Origin of the sequence: Micropruina sonneratiae (assembly GCF_025972045.1) — a bacterium.
In the GTDB taxonomy this organism is placed as follows: domain Bacteria; phylum Actinomycetota; class Actinomycetes; order Propionibacteriales; family Propionibacteriaceae; genus Micropruina; species Micropruina sonneratiae.
On record NZ_JAPDHX010000003.1, the window covers coordinates 385,678 to 407,510 of the forward strand.

Consider the following 21,833-nt stretch of genomic DNA (forward strand, 5'->3'; position numbering starts at 1 on the left):
GAGACGGGTGTCCACCGGTCGGACGCCGGGTCGTAGGGTCGTGGGGAAAGGAGAACCCCACATGACTTCGACGACGACGTCTCCCGCTCCGCTCAACTCGCCCGGGCGGGTCATCGCCGCCAGCCTGATCGGCACCACGATCGAGTTCTACGACTTCTACGTCTACGCGACCGCGGCCGTGCTGGTGTTTCCGCAGCTGTTCTTCCCGACCGGCAATCCCACCACGGCGCTGATCGCGTCCTTCGGTGTGTTCGGTGCGGCCATGGTGGCCCGCCCGATCGGTGCGATCGTCTTCGGACATCTCGGTGACAAGCGCGGACGCAAGACGACCCTGGTGCTCAGCCTGCTCACCATGGGTATCGCCACCTTCCTCATCGGCCTGCTTCCGACCTTCCAGACCGCCGGACTGCTGGCACCGGTGATGCTGCTGATCCTGAGGCTCACGCAGGGTTTCGCGCTGGGAGGGGAGTGGTCGGGTGCGGCGCTGGTGGCGACCGAGAACGCCCCGGAGGGCAAGCGCGCCTGGTACGGCACCTTCCCGCAGCTCGGGGCGCCGCTGGGGTTCATCATCGCCAACGGGCTCTTCCTGGCGATCAACGTCACCCTGCCGCACCCCAACGATCCGTTGCTGAAGTCCGAGGCGTTCCTCAACTGGGGATGGCGGGTGCCGTTCCTGTTCTCGGCGGTGATGGTCATCGTCGGCCTGTGGGTCCGGCTCAAGCTCGTCGAGTCGGACGCCTTCGTGAAGGCCGAGCAGCGAGGCAAGATCCGCAAGCTGCCGCTCGGTGACACCTTCCGGCACCACTGGCGCGAGGTGGTGCTGGGCACCTTCATCATGCTGGCGACCTACGTGCTGTTCTACCTGATGACCAGCTTCACCCTCACCTACGGCACCGCGAAGACGGACGCCACCCCGGGCGGTTTGGGCTTCAGCTACACCACCTTCGTGCTGATGCAGATCATCGGCGTGGTGTTCTTCGGCATCTTCACCCTGTTGTCCGGCCCGGCGGCCGACGCGATCGGACGCCGCACGCTGCTGATCTGGACGACGATCACCATCATCGCGTTCGGGCTGAGCTTCCCGCTATGGCTGCAGCAGCGCGCCGACGTCGCCTTCGCCGGGGCGCTCACCCAGGCGTTCCTGATCTTCGGCTTCCTGTTGATGGGCGTCACCTTCGGCCCCATGGGGGCGCTGTTGCCGGAGCTGTTCCCGACCAACGTCCGCTACACCGGGTCGGCGATCGCCTACAACGTGTCCAGCATCCTGGGGGCCGCGGTGGCGCCCATCATCGCGGTGGCACTGTGGGCGGCGGCCGGTGGCAGCACCTGGTCGGTGGGGGTCTATCTGGCCGGCGCCGGCGTCCTCACCCTGATCGCGCTGCTGCTCAGTCGGGAGACCAAGGACACCGACTACGCGGCCTCCTCGGCCGACGACGAGTTCGCGGCGCGCGCGGAGGGTGAAGCCGTCACCCTGTGACCGGGCGACCAGCCCCGCCGACCGACGGTCGACGACAAAGCGGGGGCCGGTTCACCCCCGCGTCGCCGAATGTTCTCCCGCCGTGCAGCTGCCACCCCTGCACAAAGCCGATCCTCCCTCCCTCGGTACGGTGCCTGCCTGCCCGGGAGGTGGATGATGAGAGCACGCATCGTCGTGTTGTCGGTCCTGTTCGGCCTGCTGTTCGCAGGCGCCACGGCTACAACGGCGTCCGCCGCGACCGGGGTGACGATCAACAGGATCTCGGTGGCGCCCTTGGGGCCCGGTGCGAAGGCGACCATCAAGCCGAACCTCACGGTGCGCGGCTCGCTGACGATCACCACGAAGTACTTCACGATCTGGACCTCCAAGGGCACCAAGATCGTGAACAAGAAGACCAGGGCCACGCTGAAGGCGGGCACCTACACGGTCAAGACCGTCGTCACCTACAAGGCCAAGAAGCGCAGCGGCGGGTACTACGCCGCGAAGACGGTCAAGCGTGCGCAGACCCTGACGATCGCCACCTCGACGGCGACGTGCGCGACGCTGGCCGATGCCGGGCGGGTGAAGAGCAGGGACTCCAAGCAAACCGTCGCCGACACCCTGCATTCGACGGGTGCCCTGGACTGGTCGACCTCGTCGTGGGGCGTGCTCTACGAGACGTACCGCTACGCCTACTGCGGCAGCGGCTTCCAATGGGTCTGGGTGTCCTTCGCCGACGGAGCGGTCACCGACAGCTGGGCGGAGTAGCTCGCCGGCTCATCGGGAGCGGCGGCGGTACACCAGCAGAGCTGCCACGTGTGCGACGACGAGGATGCCCGCGCACCCGGCCATGGCGACCCACAGCGAACCGCCCACCGGCCGAGGTGGCGAGACAGCCCGGCGGTCAGTGCACCAGCAGGCTCACCGTGTGGATCGCCAGGCCGGCCAGGCAGCCGACCACCGTGCCGTTTATCCGGATGAACTGCAGGTCGCGGCCGACGTGCAACTCGATCTTTCGGGCGGCATCCCGGCCGTCCCAGCGTTCGATGGTGTGGCTGATCACGGTCGACAGCTCGGCGCCGTAGGTCTGCACCACGAACGCTGCGGCGTCCTCGAGTCCGCCCTCCAACCGGGTGCGCAGCTCGGAATCGTCGAGCAGCGCCCGCCCGAACCGCTGCACCGCCCGGTGCGCCCGCCGGCGCAGCTCGGAATCCTCCGCGGTCAGGGCGTCGTCGAGCGAGGCCCGGACCGTCTGCCACAGCCCGACGATGGTCTCGACCGTCTGTGGGTGGGTGAGCAGCCGCCGTTTGAGCCGCTCGGCCCGTTCGGCGACGACCGGGTTGTGCTGCAGGTCGCGGGCGATCTGGTGCAGCAGATCGTCCAGCGCCGCCCGGGTCGGGTGGTCGCGATCCGATCGGATGGCCCACAACCACTCCACGGCCTGGTCGTAGGTCCACCGCACGACGCGCCGGTTGACGAAGCCGGGCGCCCACTTCGGTGCCCGCTCGCCCACGATGCCGTTGAAGGTGTCGGGGTGCCGGCGCAGCCAGTCGTGCACCTCGCCCACCACCAGGTCGACCAGGCCGCGGTGAGCACCGTCGGTGACCACCGCATCCAGCAGGTCACCGATCGGGCCGGCCAGCGGTTCGGTCTCCAGTCGAGGCACGATCACCTCACCGACCAGGTGGGTGACGTCGGCGTCGCTCACCTGGGCAAGCGCCACCCTCCCCAGCCGGGCGCCCTCGGCAACCACCCGGTCAGCGTTGGCGTCCACCTGCAACCACTGACCCAGCCGGGTGCCGGCCCGCAGTGACCCGATCCGTTCGCGGATGATCTCCTCGGTGAGGAAGTTCTCGGTGAAGAAGTCCTGCAGGTTGCGGGCGATGTCGTTCTTGCGCTTGGGGATGATCGCCGTGTGCGGGATGGGCAGTCCGAGCGGATGCCGGAACAGTGCGGTGACGGCGAACCAGTCCGCCAGGGCGCCGACCATCGCCGCCTCGGCTCCGGCGTTGACGAAGCCCCACACCCCCCACGGGACGCCCTCGGCGGGCCGCAGCGTCAGCAGGTAGACCACCGCGGCGAGCAGCAGCAGCGAAAGAGCCAGCAGCTTCATCCGGCGCAGCCGGGCGGCGCGCTCGAGGTCGACGCCGGTCAACTCGACCGGCAGCACCGTCATCGCAGCACCCCGGGCAGCGGACCGATCGAGCCTGGTCGATCGATCACAGCACCCGGAGTCGGGCCAGCTGGTCACGCAGCTGCCCGGCACTGGTGAACAGGATGGTGCCCAGCCCGACCTCCTCGGCCGCATCGAGGTTCGCCTGGGTGTCGTCGATCATGATCGTCGAGGACGCCGCCAGGTCGAACCGGTCGAGGGCGTAGCGGAAGATCTCCGGGTCGGGCTTGGCCAGCCCCACCTCGCCGGAGACGATCACGTCGGCGAGCAGGTCGATGGCCGGACTGGCCCGGCGGGCCACGTTGAAGTTCTCCTTGGCCCAGTTGGACAGGCCGTAGCAGGGGACGCCGGCGGCCAGCAGGTCGTCGATCACCTCGGCCGTGCCCGGGATGGGTCCGCTGACGGTCATCGGGAACCGATCCAGGTAGGTGCGGAAGGCCGTCACCAGCTGGGGTGCCTGGTCGTCCATCTCGACGATCGCCTCGTGCAGGGGCATGCCGGCATCGCAGCGGGCATTGATCTCCCAGAACACCTCCGACTCGAGGAACCCGTTCACCTGGTCGGCCGGCAACGCTCCGGCCAGCGCACGGATCGGGTCCCAGTCGACGATCACGTTGGCGACGTCGAAGATCAGGGCGGTGGTCACGTGTCCTCCTCGGCGAGCGTCAGCCGCAGGGCTCGGGCCAGGACGGGTCCGAGCCAGCGGGCCTGCTCCTCGGTGATGACGACGCCGAGCATGCTGTCCGCGCCGTCCAGGCGGTTCAACCGCACCACGTCCAGGCCGCGCAGGTCAAGGTGTTCACCCTTGCGGTGGCGCAGATCGAGATCCTCGACCAGGCACTCCGCCAGCGCGGTGCGGGTGCTGGTCGCGCCCACCAGGTCGAGGGTGCCGATGCGGCAGCCGGTGAGCACCACGTCGGCCAGGGAGGCCTCGCGCAGGTTGAGGTAGCCGATCCGGACACCCCGCAGGACGACGTTGCGCCAGGTTGCCCCGGAGCAGTCCAGCACGCCGATCGATCCGCCCTCCACGGTGACACCCCGCCAGGACGAGCGGGCCGCGTCCAGCGTCACGGTGACCGGGGCGGCGAGCTCCACCTCGGCCAGCCGCAACCGCCGCGCCGCCAGCCGCTCGGGCGGGAGCCGGGCCAACCGCGAGTCGACGATCTCGGCACCGACGACGGACGCGTCGTCGTCCACCCAGGACAGCGACGCCTCGCTGAAGGCGCCCTCGTCGGCCTCGCTCGGAGCCTCCTGCCCGGTCAGCGGCGGCAGCTGCGGAGGCGCCACCCGGGGTGCGTCGATGCTCATCGGCGTGCGGTGCCCGCGACACCACGACAGCCCGGCCTTCGCTGGATCGCCCGGCGTCCACAGGCCGGGTTGCGGGTCATGGGACGTTGCGCTGCAGCTCGTCCAGCCACAGCTTCGCGGAGGTGTCCGACGGCATCCGCCAGTCGCCGCGCGGCGACAGCGAGCCGCCGCGGACCACCTTCGGGCCGTTGGGCAGGGCCGAGCGCTTGAACTGGGCGAAGCCGTAGAACCGGCTGCAGAACACCTCCAGCCACTTCTTGATCGTCGGCAGGTCGTAGGCGACCCGCTTGTCGGCAGGGAACCCTTCCGGCCAGTCGCCGCGTTCGGCGTCCGACCAGGCGTGCATGGCCAGGAAGGCGATCGTCGACGGCTTCGTGCCGTGCCGCAGCACGTGGTAGAGGGTGAAGTCCTGCAGGTTGTAGGGGCCGATGGACGCCTCCGTCGACTGCGGCTTCTCGCCCGGCGTGGTGGGCACCAGTTCGGGGGTGATCTCGGTGTCCAGAATGGCCTGCAGCACGACGCCGACCTCGGCACTGAACTGGCCCGACGTGATCACCCACCGGATCAGGTGCTGCATGAGCGTCTTCGGCACCCCGCCGTTGACGTTGTAGTGGCTCATCTGGTCGCCGACGCCGTAGGTGCACCAGCCGAGTGCCAGCTCGGACAGGTCTCCGGTGCCCAGTACGATGCCGCCGCGCTGGTTGGCCAGCCGGAACAGGTAGTCGGTGCGCAGCCCGGCCTGGACGTTCTCGAAGGTGATGTCGTAGACCGGCTCGCCGTCGGCGAAGGGGTGGTCCATCTCGTCGAGCATGGTGCGGGCGGTGCCGGTGATGTCCAGGGTCGCGAAGCTGACCCCGAGCGCCTCCGACAGCTCGGTGGCGTTGTTCTTGGTGTGCTCGGACGTCGCGAAGCCCGGCATGGTGAACGCCAGGATGTCGCTGCGCGGGCGTCCCAGCCGGTCCATGGCCTGGGCGGCGACCAGCAGCGCGTGGGTGGAGTCCAGGCCCCCGGACACGCCGATGACCAGCTTCGGCTGGCCGATCGCCTTGAGTCGCTGTTCCAGTCCGCTGACCTGGATGTTGTAGGCCTCGTAGCAGTCCAGCGCGAGCCTGGCCGGGTCGGCCGGCACGAACGGGAATCGGGCCAGGTCGCGTTCGAGGCCCAGATCGCCGGTCGGCGCGCCGAGGGTGAAGCCGATCCAGCGGAAGCCGTCCACCCGCTCGGCGTGGGCGCGCCGGTTGTCGTCGAAGGTGCCCATCCGGAACCGCTCCTGCTGCAGCCGGGCGGTGAACACGTCGGCGACCGAGGCGCGGGGTCCCTTCGGGAAGCGCTCCGACTCGGCCAGCAGGGCGCCGTTCTCGTAGATCATCGTCTGGCCGTCCCAGGACAGGTCGGTGGACGATTCGCCCTCGCCGGCGGCGGCGTAGACGTAGGCGGCCAGGCAGCGAGACGAGTTCGCCGAGCACAACTGGTGGCGTTCGACCGACTTGGCGACGGTGATCGGCGAACCGGACAGGTTGGCCAGCACCGTCGCACCGGCCAGGGCGGCCTCGGCGCTGGGCGGGATCGGCACCCACATGTCCTCGCAGATCTCGACGTGCAGGACGAAGTGCGGCAGGTCGTCTGCGGCGAACAGCAGGTCGGGGCCGAACGGGGCGTCGACGCCGGCGATCCGGATCTCACCGGTCACGTCGTCGCCCGGGGCGATCTGCCGGCGCTCGTAGAACTCGCGATAGGTGGGCAGGTACGACTTGGGCACCACACCGAGGATTTCGCCGCGGTGCAGGACGACCGCGCAGTTGTAGATCCGGTGCAGGCTGCGCAGCGGGGCGCCGACGACGATGACGGTGGGCAGGTCGGTGGTGGCCTCGGCCAGCGTGCCGATGGCGGCGTCCGCGGCGTCCAGCACGGCGTCCTGGAGAAGCAGGTCCTCGATCGAGTAGCCGGTCAGGCACAACTCGGGGAAAACGGCCAGCGCGACCCCGTCGGCGGCTAGCTCACGGGCCTGTGCGGCGACCGCGGCGGCGTTGACGTCCGGCTGCACCATGGTGATCGGCAGCGTGGCGGCCGCCACCCGGACGAACCCGTGGGCGTACAGGCTGTGGAAATCCATCGACCCTCCATGCGGTCTGCGCCGGTGTGTGACGCCAGCATGGCAGAACTTGCCCCCGGTCGGACGCGGTGGTTGGGCCGTGGCCGGCTGCCCGCGGCGCCCCCACCCCGCCCGGTGGGGAGCGCGAGCCGCGGCAGCGCCCTCATGCCCCGGAAGGCGGCCGGTGCGGGCCGCCGCGGGGATCCCGCCGGCCCGGGCTAGCGCGGATCCAGCCGCTGGCGACCCAGCTTCTTGAGTTGCAGCACCTGCTGCCCGACAGGGAGCTCCTCCGCCGCAAGCCGCAGCTTCGGCACCTGGTCGAACCATTCCCGGAGCCGCGCCACCTCGGCCAGCCCCCAGTCCGGGCCGCGCACGACCTCCGAGACCCGCACGGTGCCCTCGAAGATCTCGGGCTCGATCTCGTACAGCCGCCTGAACATCCCCGTCATCGCGTTCTGGCAGGCCGCCCGCGCCTGTTGCAGGTCCACCCCGAAGACCAGTCGCCGGGTCTCGACCTCGACCAGTCCCCGGGCCGACGCGCGGTGGACGGCGTCGCCCGGTTCGCGGACGAACACCTCCACCGGGATCCGCACCCGGCCCTGACCGTCCCGCATGACGTAACTGCGCGGCGGCGCGAGGTCCAGGCTCAGGCCGTTCCACGCCGTGGAGGCGCGCACCGTGATCCGCTGGCGTTCGCGGGTGGATCGGCCGGGCCCGGTCGGCACGTCCACGTCGACCTCGATGGTGTGGGCCAGGTTCGCCTCGGCCGTTGCGGCCTGGCCCTTCCAGCCGCCGACCTGCACCCCCGCGACCCGCCAGGCGAACTCGGGTGCCTCGAAGCCCGTGGCGTGCGCCTGCCAGCCGACCCGGCGATCCTCGTCCTGCCAGAAGCCCTCGAAGGACGAGACCACACACCGTTCGGTGGTGCCGCCGACGTCGTAGCGACCCGCGCCGACCCGCGGATATGCGGAGGTGACGGTGTTCTCGGTCACCATCAGGCGCGCCGACGGCCGGCCGGGGAATCGCTGGACCGAGAACCCGGCGGTGCCGGCGACCGGGTCGTACGACGTCAGGGTGAACCGTGCCGACCCCGCGTCGACGTCGAGCGACTGACGCGCCCCCAGCGGCACCGGCACCGTCCCCTGGAAGATCGGCCGATTGTGCCGCCAGGCGCTGCCGTCGCGGATCTGCTGGTCGGTGGCGTCGAGGTCGAGCACTGCCGCCACGTGGTGGACGACCAGGCCGGCCGCCTCGTGGGTGTCCACGTCACCGGCGGCCAGGCCCAGCCCGGCGTCCCAGTCGAAGCCCGCGGACGAACCCGGTCGGCGCAACTCCACGACCAGCCAGCCCGGCTCGATCCTGAATGCGATCGCCCGAGGCAGGCCGGCGGGACCGTCGAAGGCGGCGATCGAGTGGTGCCCGTCGAGTTCGTCGGCGAGCGTGATCCAGTCTGGCATCAGACCCGGGACGGGAATCCACCCGGCGAGCCGCAGACGCTCGAGGATCAGGCCGAGCCTGCTGGCGTTGGACAGCCGCGGGCCGCCCTCGTCCCACAGCGCGGCCAGCGGAGACGGCGCGGGCGCGGTGACCCACGCCGGGACGCGCCGGGTGACCGAGCGGCGCGCGCCGCCCATGATGCAGTGCGGCGAGCCGTACTCCGACTCCGGTCGACCCTGCGGGTCGGTGCTGGTCAGGCCGAAGGGGTGCGGGTATCCGAGGGTGTGACCGATCTCGTGACAGATCGTGAAGTGCGAGGAGTGGGTGCTGACGTGGCAGATCGTGACGCTGCAGCCGGGCACGATCTCGACGGGCGTCGAGCTGGCGAAGTCACGGTGCGCGGGCAGCGCCGCCCAGACCAGGACAGTGTCGACGCCGGCCGGGATCGACGAGCCGATCGCCAGCAGCGCCTTGCGGACGACCTGGGCGAGGGCCGGCGTCCGGTTGCCCTGGACCTGGTCGCGCACCACGGTCCAGTCCGGATCGGCGGCCGGGAGGATTGCCCGTGGACGGACGGTCCCGCGGATGCGGATCGCGCCGCCGGTGGTGTCCGACCAGAAGTCGGCGACGGTGCTGCGTTCCCCTGCAGGGACTGCCGGGTCACTGGGGTTGAACAGGCGTTGCAGGACGGCGTCCGGCCAGGAGCCCGACCCGTCATCAACGGGCAGGACGAGCACATGGTGATCGATCACCTCAGTCATGCGCCCCACGATGGCGGACGCCCGGGCCGCTGCACATGGGCACTTTCACCCATCCTCGTCCAGCCGGACCCGCTTGATCCGGGCGCTGTTGGGAGGTCCGCGTAGCCTGCCCACCCTCGCGCAACGTGGGGGAGGGTGGGCGGTCAGTCGCCGCCGAAGCCGCCGAAGTCGCCACCGCCGCCGAAGTCGCCCCAGCCGCCGCCCTCACCGCCGCCGCCGAAGTCGCTGCCCCAGCTGCTGCCGGAGTCGACGGAGGAGAAGTCGTTGCCACCGAAGTCGCCGAAGCTGCCGCCGGCGTCGGCGCCCAGGCCGTCGATGGTGCCCGAGTCGAACATGCCCGCGGCGTCGCCGCCGAACGCGTCCCCGAACGAAGCGCCGTCGAACGCGTCACCGAAGCCGCCGGCGTCCAGACCGCCGGCGTCGAAGCCGTCCATCGCCGAGAACAACGCCAGGCTGAACATCGCATCGTGCACGCCCCAGCCCATCACCCCCAGCCAGAGCAGATCGAAGTCGTCCTCGTAACCCTCGGCGTGAGCCTTGGCCGCCAGGTCGCCGAACAACTTGACCCAGTGCGAGGCCACCCCGAGCACGATCGCCCAGGGCAGGTACTTGGAGAAGATGCCGGCCGCCTCCTCGTAGCTGAACTGCTCGATCTCGGCGGTCTCCAGGTACTTCTTGAAGCCGAGCGTCTGGACCCGCAGCGCGGTGCCCTCGGCGGTGCGGACGGGGCGTTGCGCCGTCCGGGTGCCGATGAGCGCCCCGCCCAGGGCGGCCGCGCCGCCGGCGGCCAGCAGCGGCATGCTGCCCATACCGAAACCGAGCAGCAGCAGCAGGCCGGCGGCGATCCACACCATTCGGACGGGGTGGATGCCGGTCACGTGCCGGAAGTAGCCGCGCTCGTAGGACTCGTTGGCCAGCAGGTACTGGTAGTCGTTGAAGGCGAAGTTGCGCTGCCGGGGCAGCTCGGACAGCCGCACCGGCGACCCCGCCATGAACAGCGTCCGCAGCAGCTCCTGCTCACCGGGCTCCGGCTCATCGTTGGCGGGCGGTGTGTCGGTGGCCCGCAACTCCCAGTCCTTGCCGCCGCGCGCCTTGGCGTCCTCGACCACTGTGATGGTCAGGTGGCCGCGCGCCGCCAGGTCGACGATGGTCGCCATCACGTCGCGGTTCTCGGGCTTGCCGTCGACGACGGTGCCCGCCAGGCCGGGCCGGACGCCTCGTGGCGGGTTGAACGCGACCGCGATCTCTCCGTCGTACTCGTGGCCCTGGGGCACCGGTCCGCGCAGTTCAGGCTGTTGGCCCGTGGGCGTCAACCCGGGGGTCACCCCGCCGAACATCTCGTCCGCGAACTTGTTCTGCTGGGCCCGCCAGGCCCAGACCAGCAGTGCAGCGACGGCAACTCCGGCGACGATCCACAGCCCAACCATGCCTCCATAGTGGCAGGTGCGTCCCAGCGCCAGCCGGCGACACAATGACTCCATGTCGTCGTTCACGGTGCCCACCCCGGCAGGGGAGTCGCGGGTCAGTGTCCACCCCGCCGCCGAACCCGCCGCGGTGCTGCTGCTGGGACACGGGGCGGGCGGTGGTATCGACGCGTTCGACCTGGTCTCGCTCGCCGCCGACCTGCCCGGACGCGGTGTCACCGTCGCGCTGCACGAGCAGCCGTGGAAGGTGGCCGGCAAGCGGATGACCACGCCGCCCGCCACCCTCGACCAGGGCTGGCTGCCGGTGCTGGACGCCGTGCTCGCCCGCCACCCGGGCCTGCCGCTGTGGGTGGGCGGGCGCTCGGCGGGGGCACGCGTCGCCTGCCGGTGCTTCGAGGCGCGGCAGGCGGGCGTGGTGTGCCTGGCGTTCCCGCTGCATCCGCCCGGCAGGTCCGAGCGCTCGCGGATCGCCGAACTCGCCGGGGTCACCGGCCCGGTGCTGGTGATCCAGGGCGAGTCCGACCCGTTCGGCTCCCCGGACGACGTGCGCGCCGCAGCGCTCGAGGCCGGTGGCGCCCGGCCGCTGGTCGTCGCGGTGCCGGGCGCGCATTCGTTCGGTCCGCGGACGAAGGCCGCACGCGCCGGGGCGGCGGAGTTGCGGCGCACGATCGTGGACGCGGTGGCCGGCTTCGTCCTGGGGTGAGTCGGCGGGGCTCGGCGCCCAGCAGCTGGGTGGCTACCAGCCGGCGCCGTAGCACTGGAACGTCGACAGCAGGTCCGGGTGCTTCCCGGTCGCGGCGGCCAGGGCATCGGCCGGGGGAGCGCCCCGGGCGAGTTCGGCGTGCATGTCCGGCAGGATCGCGGCCGCCACCTCGTCCGACACCGACGCCGGGGACGCGATCACGCAGCGCGCCCCTGCGTGCAACCAGGCGGTGGTGAGGCCGAGCAGCTCGTCGCCGCGCCGGATCGTCGTAGCACCCAGCTCGCAGGCCGACAGGATCACCGTCTCGGGCACCTGCGCCAGCTGGTCCAGGTCGTAGCCGAACCAGGGTCCGTCGACCAGCTCGAGGGTGGAGAACAGGGGGTTCTCCGCGACGTGGTGGCCGTGGGCGGCGAGGTGCAGCAGATCGACCTGGGCCGCCATCGCGCCCACCGCGTCCGCCGTCGCTGCGGCGCCGGACAGCACTCGCGCGTCCGGCCAGTAGCCGGCAGCCTGCTGCACCTCCTGGCCGGAGCGGGGCAGCCGGGGACCGGCCGCGAACCCCGCGGTGGCGAACTCGTGCGGACGCGACCGGGCCGCCACCCAGGCCGAGGCGTTGCGCGGAATGGTGACCGCACGACCGGCCAGCGACGGCATCAGCGTCCAGGGCAGGCCGGAGAAGATCCCCAGCGGATTGATCACCACACGCGGGCCGATCAGTTCACCGCGGGCCGGCGCCAGGATGAGATCGTCGATGGTCGCGAGCCGGTCGCGCAACGACTCGGTCACTGCGTGGGCGAGACGCGGCGGCAGATCGGACGCCGCGACGTCGAGGTCGGCGGGCAGGCCGGCGAGTCGCTCGCGCAGCACCGCCGTTGGGCCCAGCCGATGCAGAGTGCCGCGAGCCGGCGACACCACCAATGCGAAGGAGTCGTCGTCCACGCTGAACAGGGCCAGCATGGTCGCTTCGCAGGCGCCCAGCTCTGCGCGCAACGCCGGCAACGGCACCAGGTCGTGCAGTTCGGCGGCGCCCTCGTCCATCCAGGAGCGCTCCCGGACGCGGCGCACCAGCACGTCGCGTTCGTGCAGTTCCGCGTCGCTCAGCTCCTCGTCCAGGCTGAGTGCCCGCAGCCGGCTCAGGTCGGCGGCGATCTCGGGACTGGCCGGAGGGCGCAGCGGGTTCAGCCGACCGGTCAACGCGCCGGTGCGTTCGATCCACTGGTGGATGACCGCGACCCGTCCGCCGGCCACGGCCAGTCGCAGGCCACGTTCCAGCAGTGGCTGGGCGTGGCCGGCGGCGGAGGTCTGCAGGTCGAGGCTGCCGAAGGTCGCCTGCCAGGCCGAGAGCTGGTCGAGGGCTTCCCGGACGATCCGCAGGGCCCGTCCGCGGTGTCCGAGCTCCTCGGCTTCGCGGGCACGCAGGTCGGCGGCGATCAGCCGTAGCGGCAGCGGCGTGTTGGGGGGCAGTCGCAGCATGCTGGCGCGGCGGCCTGCGCCGGCGAGCACCACCTGCAACAGTTGCGCGTCCCGGCGGATCCCGCGGCGTCGCAGCTGGCTCAGCAGCATCTCGGCCTGGCCTTCGACGGCCACCCCCCGGCTCAGGTCACAGGCGGCCTTGATCGCCCGTGACCGCAGCGCCTGGTGCGGCGCCCCCGCAGTCTCGAAACGGCGCGCCGCCCGTGCCGCGACTCTGGCCGCCTCCTTCGGTTGGTCCCAGGCGAGCAACTGCGCCAGCGTCAGCTCGGCGTCCGCCTGCCGCAACCGGATGCGGCGGGAACCGAAGCTTGCCGCGGCCCTGCGCAGCAGCCGCTCGGCCTCGTCGGCGAGGCCCGCCGACACCAGCGCCTCGGCGCGATCCTGGTCAAGGGTCGGCACGATGGCGGGCGCCTGCACCCGCAGCACCTCGTAGGCGTCGGTGAGCAGCCGCAGCGAGCGGACGAGGTCGCCGCCGAGCATGTGGGCGTAGCCCAGATTGTGCGTGGCCTTCGCCTTGCCGTCGGTGCGACCCACCCGCTCGAACTGCTCGATCGCCATGGTGTAGTCCGCGATCGCTTCGGCCAATTCTCCGCGATCGAGGAAGATGTTGCCCCGGTTCACGCCGATCCGCGCCAGCTCCTCGGGGTCGTTGGCGACCAGGGGTTCCGCGGCCGCGTAGTCGGCGAGGGAGCCCCGGCCGTCGCCGAGCCGATTGCGCACCAGCCCCCGCTGCGAGAGCAGTTTGCCCCTCTCCAGCGGGCTCAACCCGTCGCTGCCGGCGATCGCCGCGTCGAGCAGTTCGCGGCCCCGGACGGCGTTGCCGAGCTCAGTCTCGGCGTAGCTGAGACCCCGCTGCAGGGCGGCGACCAGCGACGCGTCGGTGGTTCGCTCGAGACCGCGCAGGAAATCCCGCCGCGCGGCCCGATAGCTGCCGCGGCCGTTGTTCTCCACGGCGCGGGCGTGCAGTTGGGCGGCGGTCAGCACGACCTCATCGTGGCATGAGGCCGTCAGGGCTGCAGGACACTCAGCTCGGTGTGCACCTCCAACGCCGTCCAGCCACGCTCAACCGCCGTCGCGCGGGCGGCGTCCTCGTCGGACGGCATCGTCGCGAGCAGTTCCTGAGCCAATCTGCCCGCCAGCAGCGGGGCCGCGAACGACGTCCCGTTCCAGGTGCCGAAGCCGGGGGCGAAGTTGTCGGGGTCGAATCCCTCGCGCGTCCGCCCCTCGTAGCGCACGCGGGCGACGGGCAGATAGCCGCCGTTCCAGCGCGGCAGGGTGCTGATCAGCGCGACACCGGGCGCCCACGCGCGCACCCAGGGACCGGTATTAGAGAACAGGGCGTCGGTGCCGTTGGGGTTGAGCGCGCCGACGCTCACCAGGGGCAGGGCGTCCTTGCGGACCGGGAGCGAGATGGGCGGGCTGGGGTCGGTCCGCCAGGGAGCGAGGGCGGCGGGGAACTGGGGCCTCGCGGTGGCGTCGTTGCCGGCCGAGCACACGACGATGACGCCCATCGCGCCCAGGGCACCCAGCAGCAGGCGGGCGGTCTCGACGGCTTCGGTGTCCTCGGCCGTCTCGTGGTAGAAGCCCATCGACAGCGACAGGACGTCGATCCGGTGGCCCTTCGGGTCACCGTTGCGGTATGCCTGCACGAGCTTCACCACCTGCGACAGCGCGCGCTCCCACTCCGACTCCGACACCGGCCCTTCGGAGTCGACCAGCCGCCAACTCAGGATGTCGGCGTCCGGGCAGGCCTGGTGGACCAGCCCGGCGATGAACGTGCCGTGGCCGGAGTTGGTGTCCAGGGCGCCGTCGAGCGGCCCGGCCAGGTCGCCATGCTCTTCGGAGTCGGTGGCCGGGTCGGTGTGACCGATCTGCCCGTCCATCTCGACCGTCTCGTCCACGATCCCGTTGAGCCAGGGGTGGCTGGTGTCGCAGCCGGAGTCGAGGATGGCAACGACCGGGCGCAGCGAGCCGAGGCGCTCGTCGGGGCACCGAAAGGGACGGGGACCCACGTAGTTGACGGGGCTCTTGCCCACGTTGCGGTACGGGTTGGGGTCGTGGACGGGATTGGGGTCGTGCACCGGGCTCCGGTTGGGGTCGTGCACCGGGTTGGGGTCGTGGACCGGGTTCGGATCGTGCACCGGGTTGGGGTCGTGGACCGGGTTCGGATCGTGCACGGGGTTCGGATCGTGCACGGGGTTCGGTAGCGGATCGCCCGTGGCGAACACGGCGTGATCGAGCCCCACCCCGCGGACGCCGTCGCGGTCGACCGCGCGCGCCAGCTGCAGCAGGATCCACGCGTCCGGCGCAGACGCTGCGGTGCCCTCGGCGACCTCGATCACCAGCCTGGCCCGGCCGAGGGTGATCTCCGCGCCGGGCTCGCGCGGGTCGGGAATGGTGACCTCCCAGGCCGGGAAGTCCTCGTCGGGGACGACCACCCAGCCCTTGCCCTCGCCGACCCGGTTCAGCAGCTCGCGCACCGCCTCCAGCCTGGCCGTCGGCACCAGCAGGCGGTCGCTCACGTAGACGGTGGCTCGCGGGGTGACGCCCCGGATCTTCATCGCCGTCGATGGGTCCAGGACGCGACCGCCGAGCAGGTCGATGAGGTCCCGCGGGGGTGCTTCGGGGTCGCGGTCCAGCGGGTCGCGAGCCGGTTTGCGGACCGGTCGCGTGACCGGCGTCTCCTGCTGCTGGTTCTCGTCGGGGGTGGTGGTGTCGTCCACGATCGGTCCTTGCGGTAGGGGTCAGATCTCGAACAGGGTCGTCCGGAACTCGGGGTCGTCGCCGGTGCTGACCAGGTCGAGCCGGGACAGTCCGGCCGGAACGCTGGCGAACTCGAAGCGGCCGTGCTGCCCGACCGGGGCGGTGGCGGTGCCGGCCTCCTGCCACAGTGACGCGGTCAGTTCGGGCTGTTCGCCCTTGCCGTCGGTGGTGCGGGTGACCCAGCCGTCGATGCGGCGAAGGTCACCGTCGACGGGGGAGACCCGCAGCATCACGGTGAGGCCCGGGGCGGTGAACTCGAGCACCAGCTTCTGGTCGTCGCCGTTGCGGACGCCGGCCAGCTGTTGCGATCGGTGCACCATCGTGAGCAGTTCGAACTCGAGGTCGAGGTCGTCGACCGCCAGGGCGACCAGCACCCGTTCGGTCAGACCCTCGGGCACCGGGTCGAGCTCGGTGTAGAGACGCCGGACGGCGTCCAGCAGGGGATCGCGCTCCGAAGCGTTCACAGTTGGCCACCTTTCTCCAGCGAGTTGCGCAGTTTGTCGAGACAGCGACGCCGGGTCGGGCCGATGCTGCCGATCGGCATGCCGAGATCCTTCGCGATCCCCGAATAGTCGGGACGGTCGTCGAAGGCGACGATCCGGATCAGCCGCTGGCAGCGCTCGTCGAGCCCGCGAACGTGCTCCCACAGCACCGAACCGCCGAGCTGCTCCAGCGCACTGGTCTCGGCGGCCGCCGAGGCGGGCAGTCCCGCGGCCAGCTGGGCGTCCTCGGTGGGCATCGCCCGGGTGTCGGACGACTTGGCGCGCCACGCCGTCCGCCTCGCCGTGGTCAGCAGCCAACCCCCGATGGCGGCCGATTCGGTCACCTGGTGGCCGTTGCGGACCAACGCCAGCCAGGTGTTCTGAACGGCGTCCTCGGCGGCGGCCTGGGCCAGTCCGTAGGCGCGGATGGTGTGCCACAGCACCGGGGTCATGATCCGGACGAGTTCGTCCAGGGCGGCGGCCTCGCCACCCTGCCAGCGCTCGAAGCAGCGCGCCGCCCGGACCCAGACCGACGTCTCGGCCGACTCCGGGCGTCCTTCAAGATCTGATGCAGCCATCAGCGTCCTTGTCACGTTGGTCACGAGCCACCAGGAGCCCCCGTTGATACGCACCCAGAGCCCCGGGAATCCTGTGAATCCGCTGGATGTTGGCGCAAACCTACCCCTTTGGCTGTAACCTCCGCAGTTTCCGCCGGCCGGTGGTGACCGGCCGACAGGCAGACTGGGCACATGACTGAAGCTGCGCGCATCCGGTTGACCTCGATCAGTTCCCGGGCCTGGGAGCACCCAGCCGACCGGGGTGCACTGGTGGCGTTGCGCAAGCTGCGCGGCTTCGACGTGATCGTCCGGCAGCTCTCCGGCTTCATCAACGAGCGGGCGGCGCGGATGCTGCTGCTCGGCTCGGCGGTGCGCGCAGACGGGCGGCAGTTCGCGCGCGTGCACCAGCTGTACCGCGAGGCCGGCGACGCCCTGGACGCCCCCGAGCTGCCCGAGCTGTTCATCAGGGCCGACCCGACGATCAACGCGATGGCGATCGGCCTGGACAAGCCGGTGATCGTGCTCAACTCGGGCCTGCTGGAGGTGATGGACGACGACGAGCTGCGGTTCGTGCTCGGACACGAGCTGGGCCACGTGCTCAGCGGTCACGCGGTGTACCGGTCACTGCTGGGGCTGTTGCTCGGGTTGACGTCGAGTTTCATCGCGATCCCGTTCGGTGCGCTCGGCGTCCGCGCCGTGATCGCGGCCCTGCTCGAGTGGCAGCGCAAGTCGGAGCTGTCGGGCGATCGGGCCGGGCTGCTCGCGACCCAGCAGCCGGAGGTGGCGCTGCGGGCACACATGAAGATGGCGTCGGGCGGACGCATCGACGAGCTCGATGCGGACGCCTTCCTGGCCCAGGCCGACGAGTACCACGCCAACGACGACATTCGCGACGTGGTGTTGCGCATCCTGATGGTGGAGGGTCAGACGCACCCCTTCGCCGTGGTCCGGGCCGGTGAGCTGGACCGTTGGGTGAAGTCCGGCGCCTACACGGCCATCCTGGCCGGCAGCTATCCGCGGCGTGAGGACGACGCTGCGGCGTCGATGACCGATGAGGCCTCGGCCGCCGCGACGCACTACTCGGAGGAGTTCGCCCGCTTCGACGACAGCGTCGGGAAGATCTTCTCCGACCTGGGTCACGGCCTCGGCCAGGCCCGTGACTGGCTCGCCGACCGGTTGCGCGACCTTTCCGAGCCGTCTCGCCCGCGCGGGCGCCGGCCACGCGACGAGCGCCCGCCCCGCGACGACCGTCCCGGGGGCGTCAACTGGTGACCACCACGCGCTGAACCGGCAACGGGCGGCAGCACGGGCTTCAGCCGGCCAGCATGCGCGCCAGGAAGTCGAGGGTGCGGCTCCACGCCAGTCCGGAGGCCGCGGGGTGGTGGAACATCGGGCCCGGATTGTCGAACGCGTGCTCGGCGCCGGCATAGGTGTGGAACTCCGCACCGTGCGGCGTGACGGCGGCGCGCACCTTCTCGACCACCGCGGGCGGAAAGAAGCTGTCCGCCTCGCCCCAGTGGTGCAGGCTCGGGCACGTGACGTTCGGGGCCAGCGCCAGCAGGCCGGGGATCGCCGAGCCGTAGTAGGCGACGAGCGCGTCGGGGGTGTTGCGCGCGGCGACCTGGAAGCCGAGTCCGCCGCCGAAACAGAAGCCGACGATGCCGACCCTGCCGGTCACCTCGGACGCCGCACGCAGGGCGTCCAGGGTGGCCGAGGCGTCGGCGGTGGTCTGTTCCCAGTCGAGCTGCTGCGCGGCGCCCATGCCCTCCTGGACGTAGCTGGCGCTGTCCGGGTCGAAGGTCATGGCGCCGAGCCTGAAGTACAGCTCGGGTGCGTACACCACGTAACCGGCGTCGGCGAGGTCGGCGCAGCGCTGCCTGATGTAGTCGCTCACCCCGAAGATCTCCTGCAGGACCAGCAGCCCGGGGCCGCCACCGGAGGGCGGCAGCCAGCGGTGGACGGGCAGATTGCCGTCGGGACGCATCACATGGATGAGGTCGCTCACCCGGCCCATCCTGCCTCAGCGCACCCGTGCTGGGAATCACCCGGCGGGTTCATGGCCCGACCCCGGCATCTGGTACCGAGCGAACGCGCAGTTCTACGATGAACGGACGATGGCCGTCCGCAGAGTGACCGAGGAGGTCAGATGGCAGGCAAGTTCGAGGTGTACGAGGACTCGGCCGGCAAGTACCGGTTCCGGCTCAAGGCCGGCAACGGCGAGGTCGTGGCCACCGGCCAGGGGTACGCGAGCCTGTCCGGAGCCAAGGACGGCTGTGAGGCCGTCCAGCGGGCGGCGGCCGGCGCCACCATCGTTCAGGTCGACAAGGAGTAGCAAGGCGTCGCAACGGCGCGAGATCCGGCCGGTCAGGGTCAGTTTGACCCTGTTCCGGCCCGGCGCGTACTCTTGATCCTCGGTGCCCGTGGGCCGGTCGGCTGATCCATCCGGATCGCCCCTCCACGATGGCATTGCATTCATCGAGATCGAAGAGAGTGGGTCAGGCGTGTACGCGATTGTGCGCAGCGGCGGACGCCAGCACAAGGTTGCGGTCGGCGACGTCCTGGAGATCGACCGGCTCGACGCCGAGGTGGGGGACAGCGTCGCGCTGACCCCGCTGATGGTCGTCGACGGCGAAACCGTCACCACCGAGGCGAACCAGCTCGCCCAGGTGAAGGTCAGCGCCGAGGTGCTCGGCGAGATCAAGGGCGAGAAGATCCGCATCCTCAAGTACAAGAACAAGACCGGGTACAAGAAGCGCCAGGGCCACCGGCAGAAGCACACCCAGGTCAAGATCACCGGAATCGAAGGCTGAGGTAGCACCAGATGGCACACAAGAAGGGCGCATCCAGCTCCCGTAACGGTCGCGACTCCAACTCGCAGCGCCTCGGCGTCAAGCGGTTCGGCGGTCAGCAGGTCAACGCCGGCGAGATTCTCGTCCGGCAGCGCGGCACGCACTTCCACCCCGGTGAGGGCGTGGGGCGCGGCGGTGACGACACCCTGTTCGCGCTGCGCGCGGGAGTGGTCGAGTTCGGCACCCGCCGCGGCCGCAAGGTCGTCAACGTGGCGCTCGACGCCGAGTAACCGCACCAGAACAGACGCCGAAGGGCGGCTCCCCGACGGGAGCCGCCCTTCGCGCGTCCCGACCCGGTCACCCGGCCTCCGATGGCCGGGTCAGGGGCCTCAGGGCACCAGGATGGCGCGGCCGCGGACGTTGCCGGCTTCCAGGTCGGCCAGCGCGGTCAGGGCCTCGGACAGCGGGTACTTCTGGGTGTGCAGGGTGACCTTGCCGGCCTGGGCGAGCACCATCAGCTCGGCCAGATCGGTGTAGGTGCCGACGATGTTGCCGATCACGCTCTTCTCGCCGGCCACGAAGTCGAGCGTGGGAGCCACGAACTGCCCGCCGTAGCCGATGATGTACTGGTAGCCCGCGGGGGCGGTCATCGCCCAGCCGTCCAGTTCGGCGCCCTGCTCGGCGACGAAGTCGAAGACCACGTCGGCGCCCCGGCCGCCGGTCAGGTCCTTCACCGCGTCGATGTGGCTGCCATCGGAGACCACCGTTTCGTCGGCCCCGATCTCCTTCGCCAACTCGAGGGCGGCCGGGCTGCGGTCGACCACGATCACCTTCGCGCTGGTGATGGCCTTGAGCGTCTGGATACCGATGTGGCCCAGGCCGCCGGCGCCCTGCACCACCGCGGTGGTGCCGGGGAACAGGCCGGACGCCGCCTTGCGGACCGCGTGGTAGGCGGTGATGCCGGCGTCCGCCAGGGCGGCGACATCGGCCGGATCGGTGCTCGGGTCGAGCTTCACGCAGGCCCGGGCGGTGGTCCGCAGGTATTCGGCCATGCCGCCGTCGTTGTTGCTCAATCCCGGGAAGAAGGCGCTGTCGCATTGCATGTCGCGACCGGCACGGCAGGCCAGGCACATGCCGCAACTCGGTTGCGGGTGCAGGATGACGGTGTCACCGACCTTCACGTTGGTGACTCCCTCGCCGACGGCGTGCACCCAGCCGGCGTTCTCATGGCCGATCACGTAGGGCAGGTCGGGGTGCTGCGCCGCCTCCCAGTCACCGTTGATGATGTGCAGGTCGGTGCGGCAGACGCCGGCACCGCCGATCTTCACGATGACGTCGAGCGGCCCCTGCAGCGTCGGCTCGGGAATCTCGTCGATGGTCGGGTCGGAATGGTACGCATGGACGCGCACGGCCTTCATCTGTGACCTCCTCGTCGTTGAAAGGGACCGATTGCCGCAACCGGTCCCGGTCACTATCGGCTGTCTACCGGCGCCCGCCCGCCCTGTCCACGGGCTTTCGCACCCAATGAGAATCGCGCACGCCGCCCAGCACCGCCCCTGTCGCTGCCCGCACGCGGCGGGTTAGGGTGCGGCGGGACGCGACGTCGGCTCGCCCTGGCACTGCTCGCTCTGGTGCTGTTCGGGCTCACCGGCTGCCGGGTCGAGGGCCGGGTCGTCGTGCGACCCGACGACCGCCTCGACGTCGATCTGACCGTGCACGCCAAGCGCAGCCCCTACTGCAACGCCGATCTGGCGGAACTGTCGGTGATTGCGGGCAGGGACGCCGACGGCGTCGTGCTGTCCTGCCGGTATCTGGGCACCGTCGACCCGACCGTCTTCGGTTACCGCGGCGTCTCCGTCACGTCGGCGGGCGAGGTCCAGGTCGCCACGTTCAATCCGCTGCTCGTTCCGGCGGCCGGCGCGCCCACGATCATCAACGACGTGGAAGCGCTCGACGTCGTCATCGTCACGGCCGGCGACATCGTCGAGGCCAACGCGGGCGTGGTCGCAGGCAAGGAGTTGACGCTGGCTGACCCGGCGTCCCTCGGGCAGCCCGGTGGCGTGAGGGTGCTGGCGCTGCGTCACGCGGGTCCCGCGTCGTGGGTGTGGTGGGCGCTGTGCGGTGCCGTCGCCGGCGCCACCCTGCTCGTGCTGCTCGTGCTGCGGCCCGCCGCCTTCCGGGTCGGTGGGACGGCGGAGTCCGCGCCCGACGACGACCGGCCACAAGTGGACGCCGCACACCACGTCGACCCGGACGAAACCGCAGCGCCACCTCAGGCGCATTGGGCGGCACGAGGCCGCGACGGCCCCCACGAGACCGCCCCCACAGAGCCGGCCCGCCCGTCCGCGACCCCCGACCCGAGCAGGTGGGCGCCGGTGGAGTGAACCCGAATGCGACCACGGGCCGATCCGGAGG

The 21,833-nt window shown here is 71.0% G+C and carries 20 protein-coding genes; 8 read left to right on the forward strand and 12 right to left on the reverse strand.

Annotated features, from left to right (window positions below; translation table 11 throughout):
- Window positions 1–61: 61 nt before the first annotated feature.
- Both OIE40_RS10040 and OIE40_RS10045 read left to right on the forward strand, forming a co-directional pair.
- Window positions 62–1,477 (forward strand): MFS transporter, encoded by a 1,416-nt coding sequence (locus tag OIE40_RS10040; RefSeq protein ID WP_264702057.1) that lies wholly within the window; start codon window positions 62–64, stop codon window positions 1,475–1,477.
- A gap of 156 nt (window positions 1,478–1,633) precedes the next feature.
- On the forward strand, window positions 1,634–2,224 hold the full coding sequence (locus OIE40_RS10045; RefSeq protein WP_264702058.1) for a hypothetical protein: 591 nt from the start codon (window positions 1,634–1,636) through the stop codon (window positions 2,222–2,224).
- Between the two features lie 136 nt (window positions 2,225–2,360).
- Here OIE40_RS10045 and OIE40_RS10050 read toward each other — a convergent pair whose 3' ends face one another.
- The 6 genes from OIE40_RS10050 to OIE40_RS10075 form a co-directional block, all read right to left on the reverse strand.
- Window positions 2,361–3,632: a DUF445 domain-containing protein gene (locus OIE40_RS10050; protein ID WP_264702059.1), complete on the reverse strand. Its 1,272-nt coding sequence runs from the start codon at window positions 3,630–3,632 to the stop codon at window positions 2,361–2,363.
- A 43-nt stretch (window positions 3,633–3,675) separates the two neighbouring features.
- On the reverse strand, window positions 3,676–4,275 hold the full coding sequence (locus OIE40_RS10055; RefSeq protein WP_264702060.1) for an HAD family hydrolase: 600 nt from the start codon (window positions 4,273–4,275) through the stop codon (window positions 3,676–3,678).
- Window positions 4,272–4,937: a hypothetical protein gene (locus tag OIE40_RS10060; RefSeq protein WP_264702061.1), complete on the reverse strand. Its 666-nt coding sequence runs from the start codon at window positions 4,935–4,937 to the stop codon at window positions 4,272–4,274. The genes OIE40_RS10055 and OIE40_RS10060 overlap by 4 nt, the downstream gene beginning before the upstream one ends.
- 76 nt (window positions 4,938–5,013) lie before the next feature.
- On the reverse strand, window positions 5,014–7,050 hold the full coding sequence (locus OIE40_RS10065) for an NAD(+) synthase (RefSeq protein ID WP_264702062.1): 2,037 nt from the start codon (window positions 7,048–7,050) through the stop codon (window positions 5,014–5,016).
- Between the two features lie 197 nt (window positions 7,051–7,247).
- Window positions 7,248–9,227, reverse strand: coding sequence for a metallopeptidase domain-containing protein (locus tag OIE40_RS10070; protein WP_264702063.1), 1,980 nt, complete (start codon window positions 9,225–9,227; stop codon window positions 7,248–7,250).
- A gap of 143 nt (window positions 9,228–9,370) precedes the next feature.
- Complete coding sequence (locus OIE40_RS10075) at window positions 9,371–10,654, reverse strand: DUF2207 domain-containing protein (RefSeq protein ID WP_264702064.1); 1,284 nt, start codon at window positions 10,652–10,654, stop codon at window positions 9,371–9,373.
- 52 nt (window positions 10,655–10,706) lie between these two features.
- Here OIE40_RS10075 and OIE40_RS10080 point away from each other — a divergent pair, with 52 nt between their 5' ends.
- Window positions 10,707–11,354 carry an alpha/beta hydrolase family protein gene (locus OIE40_RS10080; protein WP_264702065.1) on the forward strand — a complete coding sequence of 216 codons (648 nt, stop codon included), beginning with the start codon at window positions 10,707–10,709 and terminating at the stop codon, window positions 11,352–11,354.
- 33 nt (window positions 11,355–11,387) lie between these two features.
- On the opposite strand, the gene OIE40_RS10085 is transcribed toward OIE40_RS10080, so the two are convergent.
- The 4 genes from OIE40_RS10085 to OIE40_RS10100 are packed head-to-tail and all read right to left on the reverse strand — an operon-like array spanning window position 11,388 to window position 16,650.
- Window positions 11,388–13,811 carry a CHAT domain-containing protein gene (locus OIE40_RS10085; protein WP_264702066.1) on the reverse strand — a complete coding sequence of 808 codons (2,424 nt, stop codon included), beginning with the start codon at window positions 13,809–13,811 and terminating at the stop codon, window positions 11,388–11,390.
- A gap of 23 nt (window positions 13,812–13,834) precedes the next feature.
- Window positions 13,835–15,550, reverse strand: coding sequence for a S8 family peptidase (locus tag OIE40_RS10090; RefSeq protein WP_264702067.1), 1,716 nt, complete (start codon window positions 15,548–15,550; stop codon window positions 13,835–13,837).
- Between the two features lie 21 nt (window positions 15,551–15,571).
- Window positions 15,572–16,054, reverse strand: coding sequence for a hypothetical protein (locus tag OIE40_RS10095; protein ID WP_264702068.1), 483 nt, complete (start codon window positions 16,052–16,054; stop codon window positions 15,572–15,574).
- Complete coding sequence (locus OIE40_RS10100; RefSeq protein WP_264702069.1) at window positions 16,051–16,650, reverse strand: RNA polymerase sigma factor; 600 nt, start codon at window positions 16,648–16,650, stop codon at window positions 16,051–16,053. The genes OIE40_RS10095 and OIE40_RS10100 overlap by 4 nt, the downstream gene beginning before the upstream one ends.
- A 171-nt stretch (window positions 16,651–16,821) precedes the next feature.
- Between OIE40_RS10100 and OIE40_RS10105 the strand changes: the two genes are divergently transcribed.
- The gene (locus OIE40_RS10105; RefSeq protein ID WP_264702070.1) at window positions 16,822–17,901 is read left to right on the forward strand and encodes a M48 family metallopeptidase; all 1,080 of its coding nucleotides are present in this window, start codon (window positions 16,822–16,824) and stop codon (window positions 17,899–17,901) included.
- A 40-nt stretch (window positions 17,902–17,941) separates the two neighbouring features.
- Here OIE40_RS10105 and OIE40_RS10110 read toward each other — a convergent pair whose 3' ends face one another.
- On the reverse strand, window positions 17,942–18,643 hold the full coding sequence (locus OIE40_RS10110; RefSeq protein WP_264702071.1) for a dienelactone hydrolase family protein: 702 nt from the start codon (window positions 18,641–18,643) through the stop codon (window positions 17,942–17,944).
- A gap of 132 nt (window positions 18,644–18,775) precedes the next feature.
- On the opposite strand from OIE40_RS10110, the gene OIE40_RS10115 reads away from it, so the two are divergent.
- The 3 genes from OIE40_RS10115 (at window position 18,776) to rpmA (ending at window position 19,708) form a co-directional block, all read left to right on the forward strand.
- A complete protein-coding gene (locus OIE40_RS10115; protein ID WP_264702072.1) occupies window positions 18,776–18,961 on the forward strand; it encodes a YegP family protein in 186 nt (61 codons plus the stop codon).
- 169 nt (window positions 18,962–19,130) lie between these two features.
- Window positions 19,131–19,439 carry a 50S ribosomal protein L21 gene (gene rplU, locus OIE40_RS10120; RefSeq protein ID WP_264702073.1) on the forward strand — a complete coding sequence of 103 codons (309 nt, stop codon included), beginning with the start codon at window positions 19,131–19,133 and terminating at the stop codon, window positions 19,437–19,439.
- A gap of 11 nt (window positions 19,440–19,450) precedes the next feature.
- The gene (gene rpmA / locus OIE40_RS10125; RefSeq protein WP_105184838.1) at window positions 19,451–19,708 is read left to right on the forward strand and encodes a 50S ribosomal protein L27; all 258 of its coding nucleotides are present in this window, start codon (window positions 19,451–19,453) and stop codon (window positions 19,706–19,708) included.
- Window positions 19,709–19,807: 99 nt separating this feature from the next.
- Here rpmA and OIE40_RS10130 read toward each other — a convergent pair whose 3' ends face one another.
- Window positions 19,808–20,836, reverse strand: a complete 1,029-nt coding sequence (locus OIE40_RS10130) for an NAD(P)-dependent alcohol dehydrogenase (RefSeq protein ID WP_264702074.1) — start codon at window positions 20,834–20,836, stop codon at window positions 19,808–19,810.
- Window positions 20,837–21,049: 213 nt separating this feature from the next.
- Here OIE40_RS10130 and OIE40_RS10135 point away from each other — a divergent pair, with 213 nt between their 5' ends.
- The gene (locus OIE40_RS10135) at window positions 21,050–21,802 is read left to right on the forward strand and encodes a hypothetical protein (protein ID WP_264702075.1); all 753 of its coding nucleotides are present in this window, start codon (window positions 21,050–21,052) and stop codon (window positions 21,800–21,802) included.
- Window positions 21,803–21,833 lie beyond the last annotated feature (31 nt).

Bases quoted from the DNA above. Each gene is read 5' to 3' on its own strand.
- OIE40_RS10070 (WP_264702063.1), bottom strand. From the start codon at position 9,227: ATGACTGAGGTGATCGATCACCATGTGCTCGTCCTGCCCGTTGATGAC.
- OIE40_RS10040 (WP_264702057.1), top strand. From the start codon at position 62: ATGACTTCGACGACGACGTCTCCCGCTCCGCTCAACTCGCCCGGGCGG.
- OIE40_RS10060 (WP_264702061.1), bottom strand. From the start codon at position 4,937: ATGAGCATCGACGCACCCCGGGTGGCGCCTCCGCAGCTGCCGCCGCTG.
- OIE40_RS10065 (WP_264702062.1), bottom strand. From the start codon at position 7,050: ATGGATTTCCACAGCCTGTACGCCCACGGGTTCGTCCGGGTGGCGGCC.
- OIE40_RS10050 (WP_264702059.1), bottom strand. From the start codon at position 3,632: ATGACGGTGCTGCCGGTCGAGTTGACCGGCGTCGACCTCGAGCGCGCC.
- OIE40_RS10100 (WP_264702069.1), bottom strand. From the start codon at position 16,650: ATGGCTGCATCAGATCTTGAAGGACGCCCGGAGTCGGCCGAGACGTCG.
- OIE40_RS10110 (WP_264702071.1), bottom strand. From the start codon at position 18,643: ATGGGCCGGGTGAGCGACCTCATCCATGTGATGCGTCCCGACGGCAAT.
- rpmA (WP_105184838.1), top strand. From the start codon at position 19,451: ATGGCACACAAGAAGGGCGCATCCAGCTCCCGTAACGGTCGCGACTCC.
- OIE40_RS10105 (WP_264702070.1), top strand. From the start codon at position 16,822: ATGACTGAAGCTGCGCGCATCCGGTTGACCTCGATCAGTTCCCGGGCC.
- OIE40_RS10075 (WP_264702064.1), bottom strand. From the start codon at position 10,654: ATGGTTGGGCTGTGGATCGTCGCCGGAGTTGCCGTCGCTGCACTGCTG.
- OIE40_RS10115 (WP_264702072.1), top strand. From the start codon at position 18,776: ATGGCAGGCAAGTTCGAGGTGTACGAGGACTCGGCCGGCAAGTACCGG.
- OIE40_RS10045 (WP_264702058.1), top strand. From the start codon at position 1,634: ATGAGAGCACGCATCGTCGTGTTGTCGGTCCTGTTCGGCCTGCTGTTC.
- OIE40_RS10080 (WP_264702065.1), top strand. From the start codon at position 10,707: ATGTCGTCGTTCACGGTGCCCACCCCGGCAGGGGAGTCGCGGGTCAGT.
- OIE40_RS10130 (WP_264702074.1), bottom strand. From the start codon at position 20,836: ATGAAGGCCGTGCGCGTCCATGCGTACCATTCCGACCCGACCATCGAC.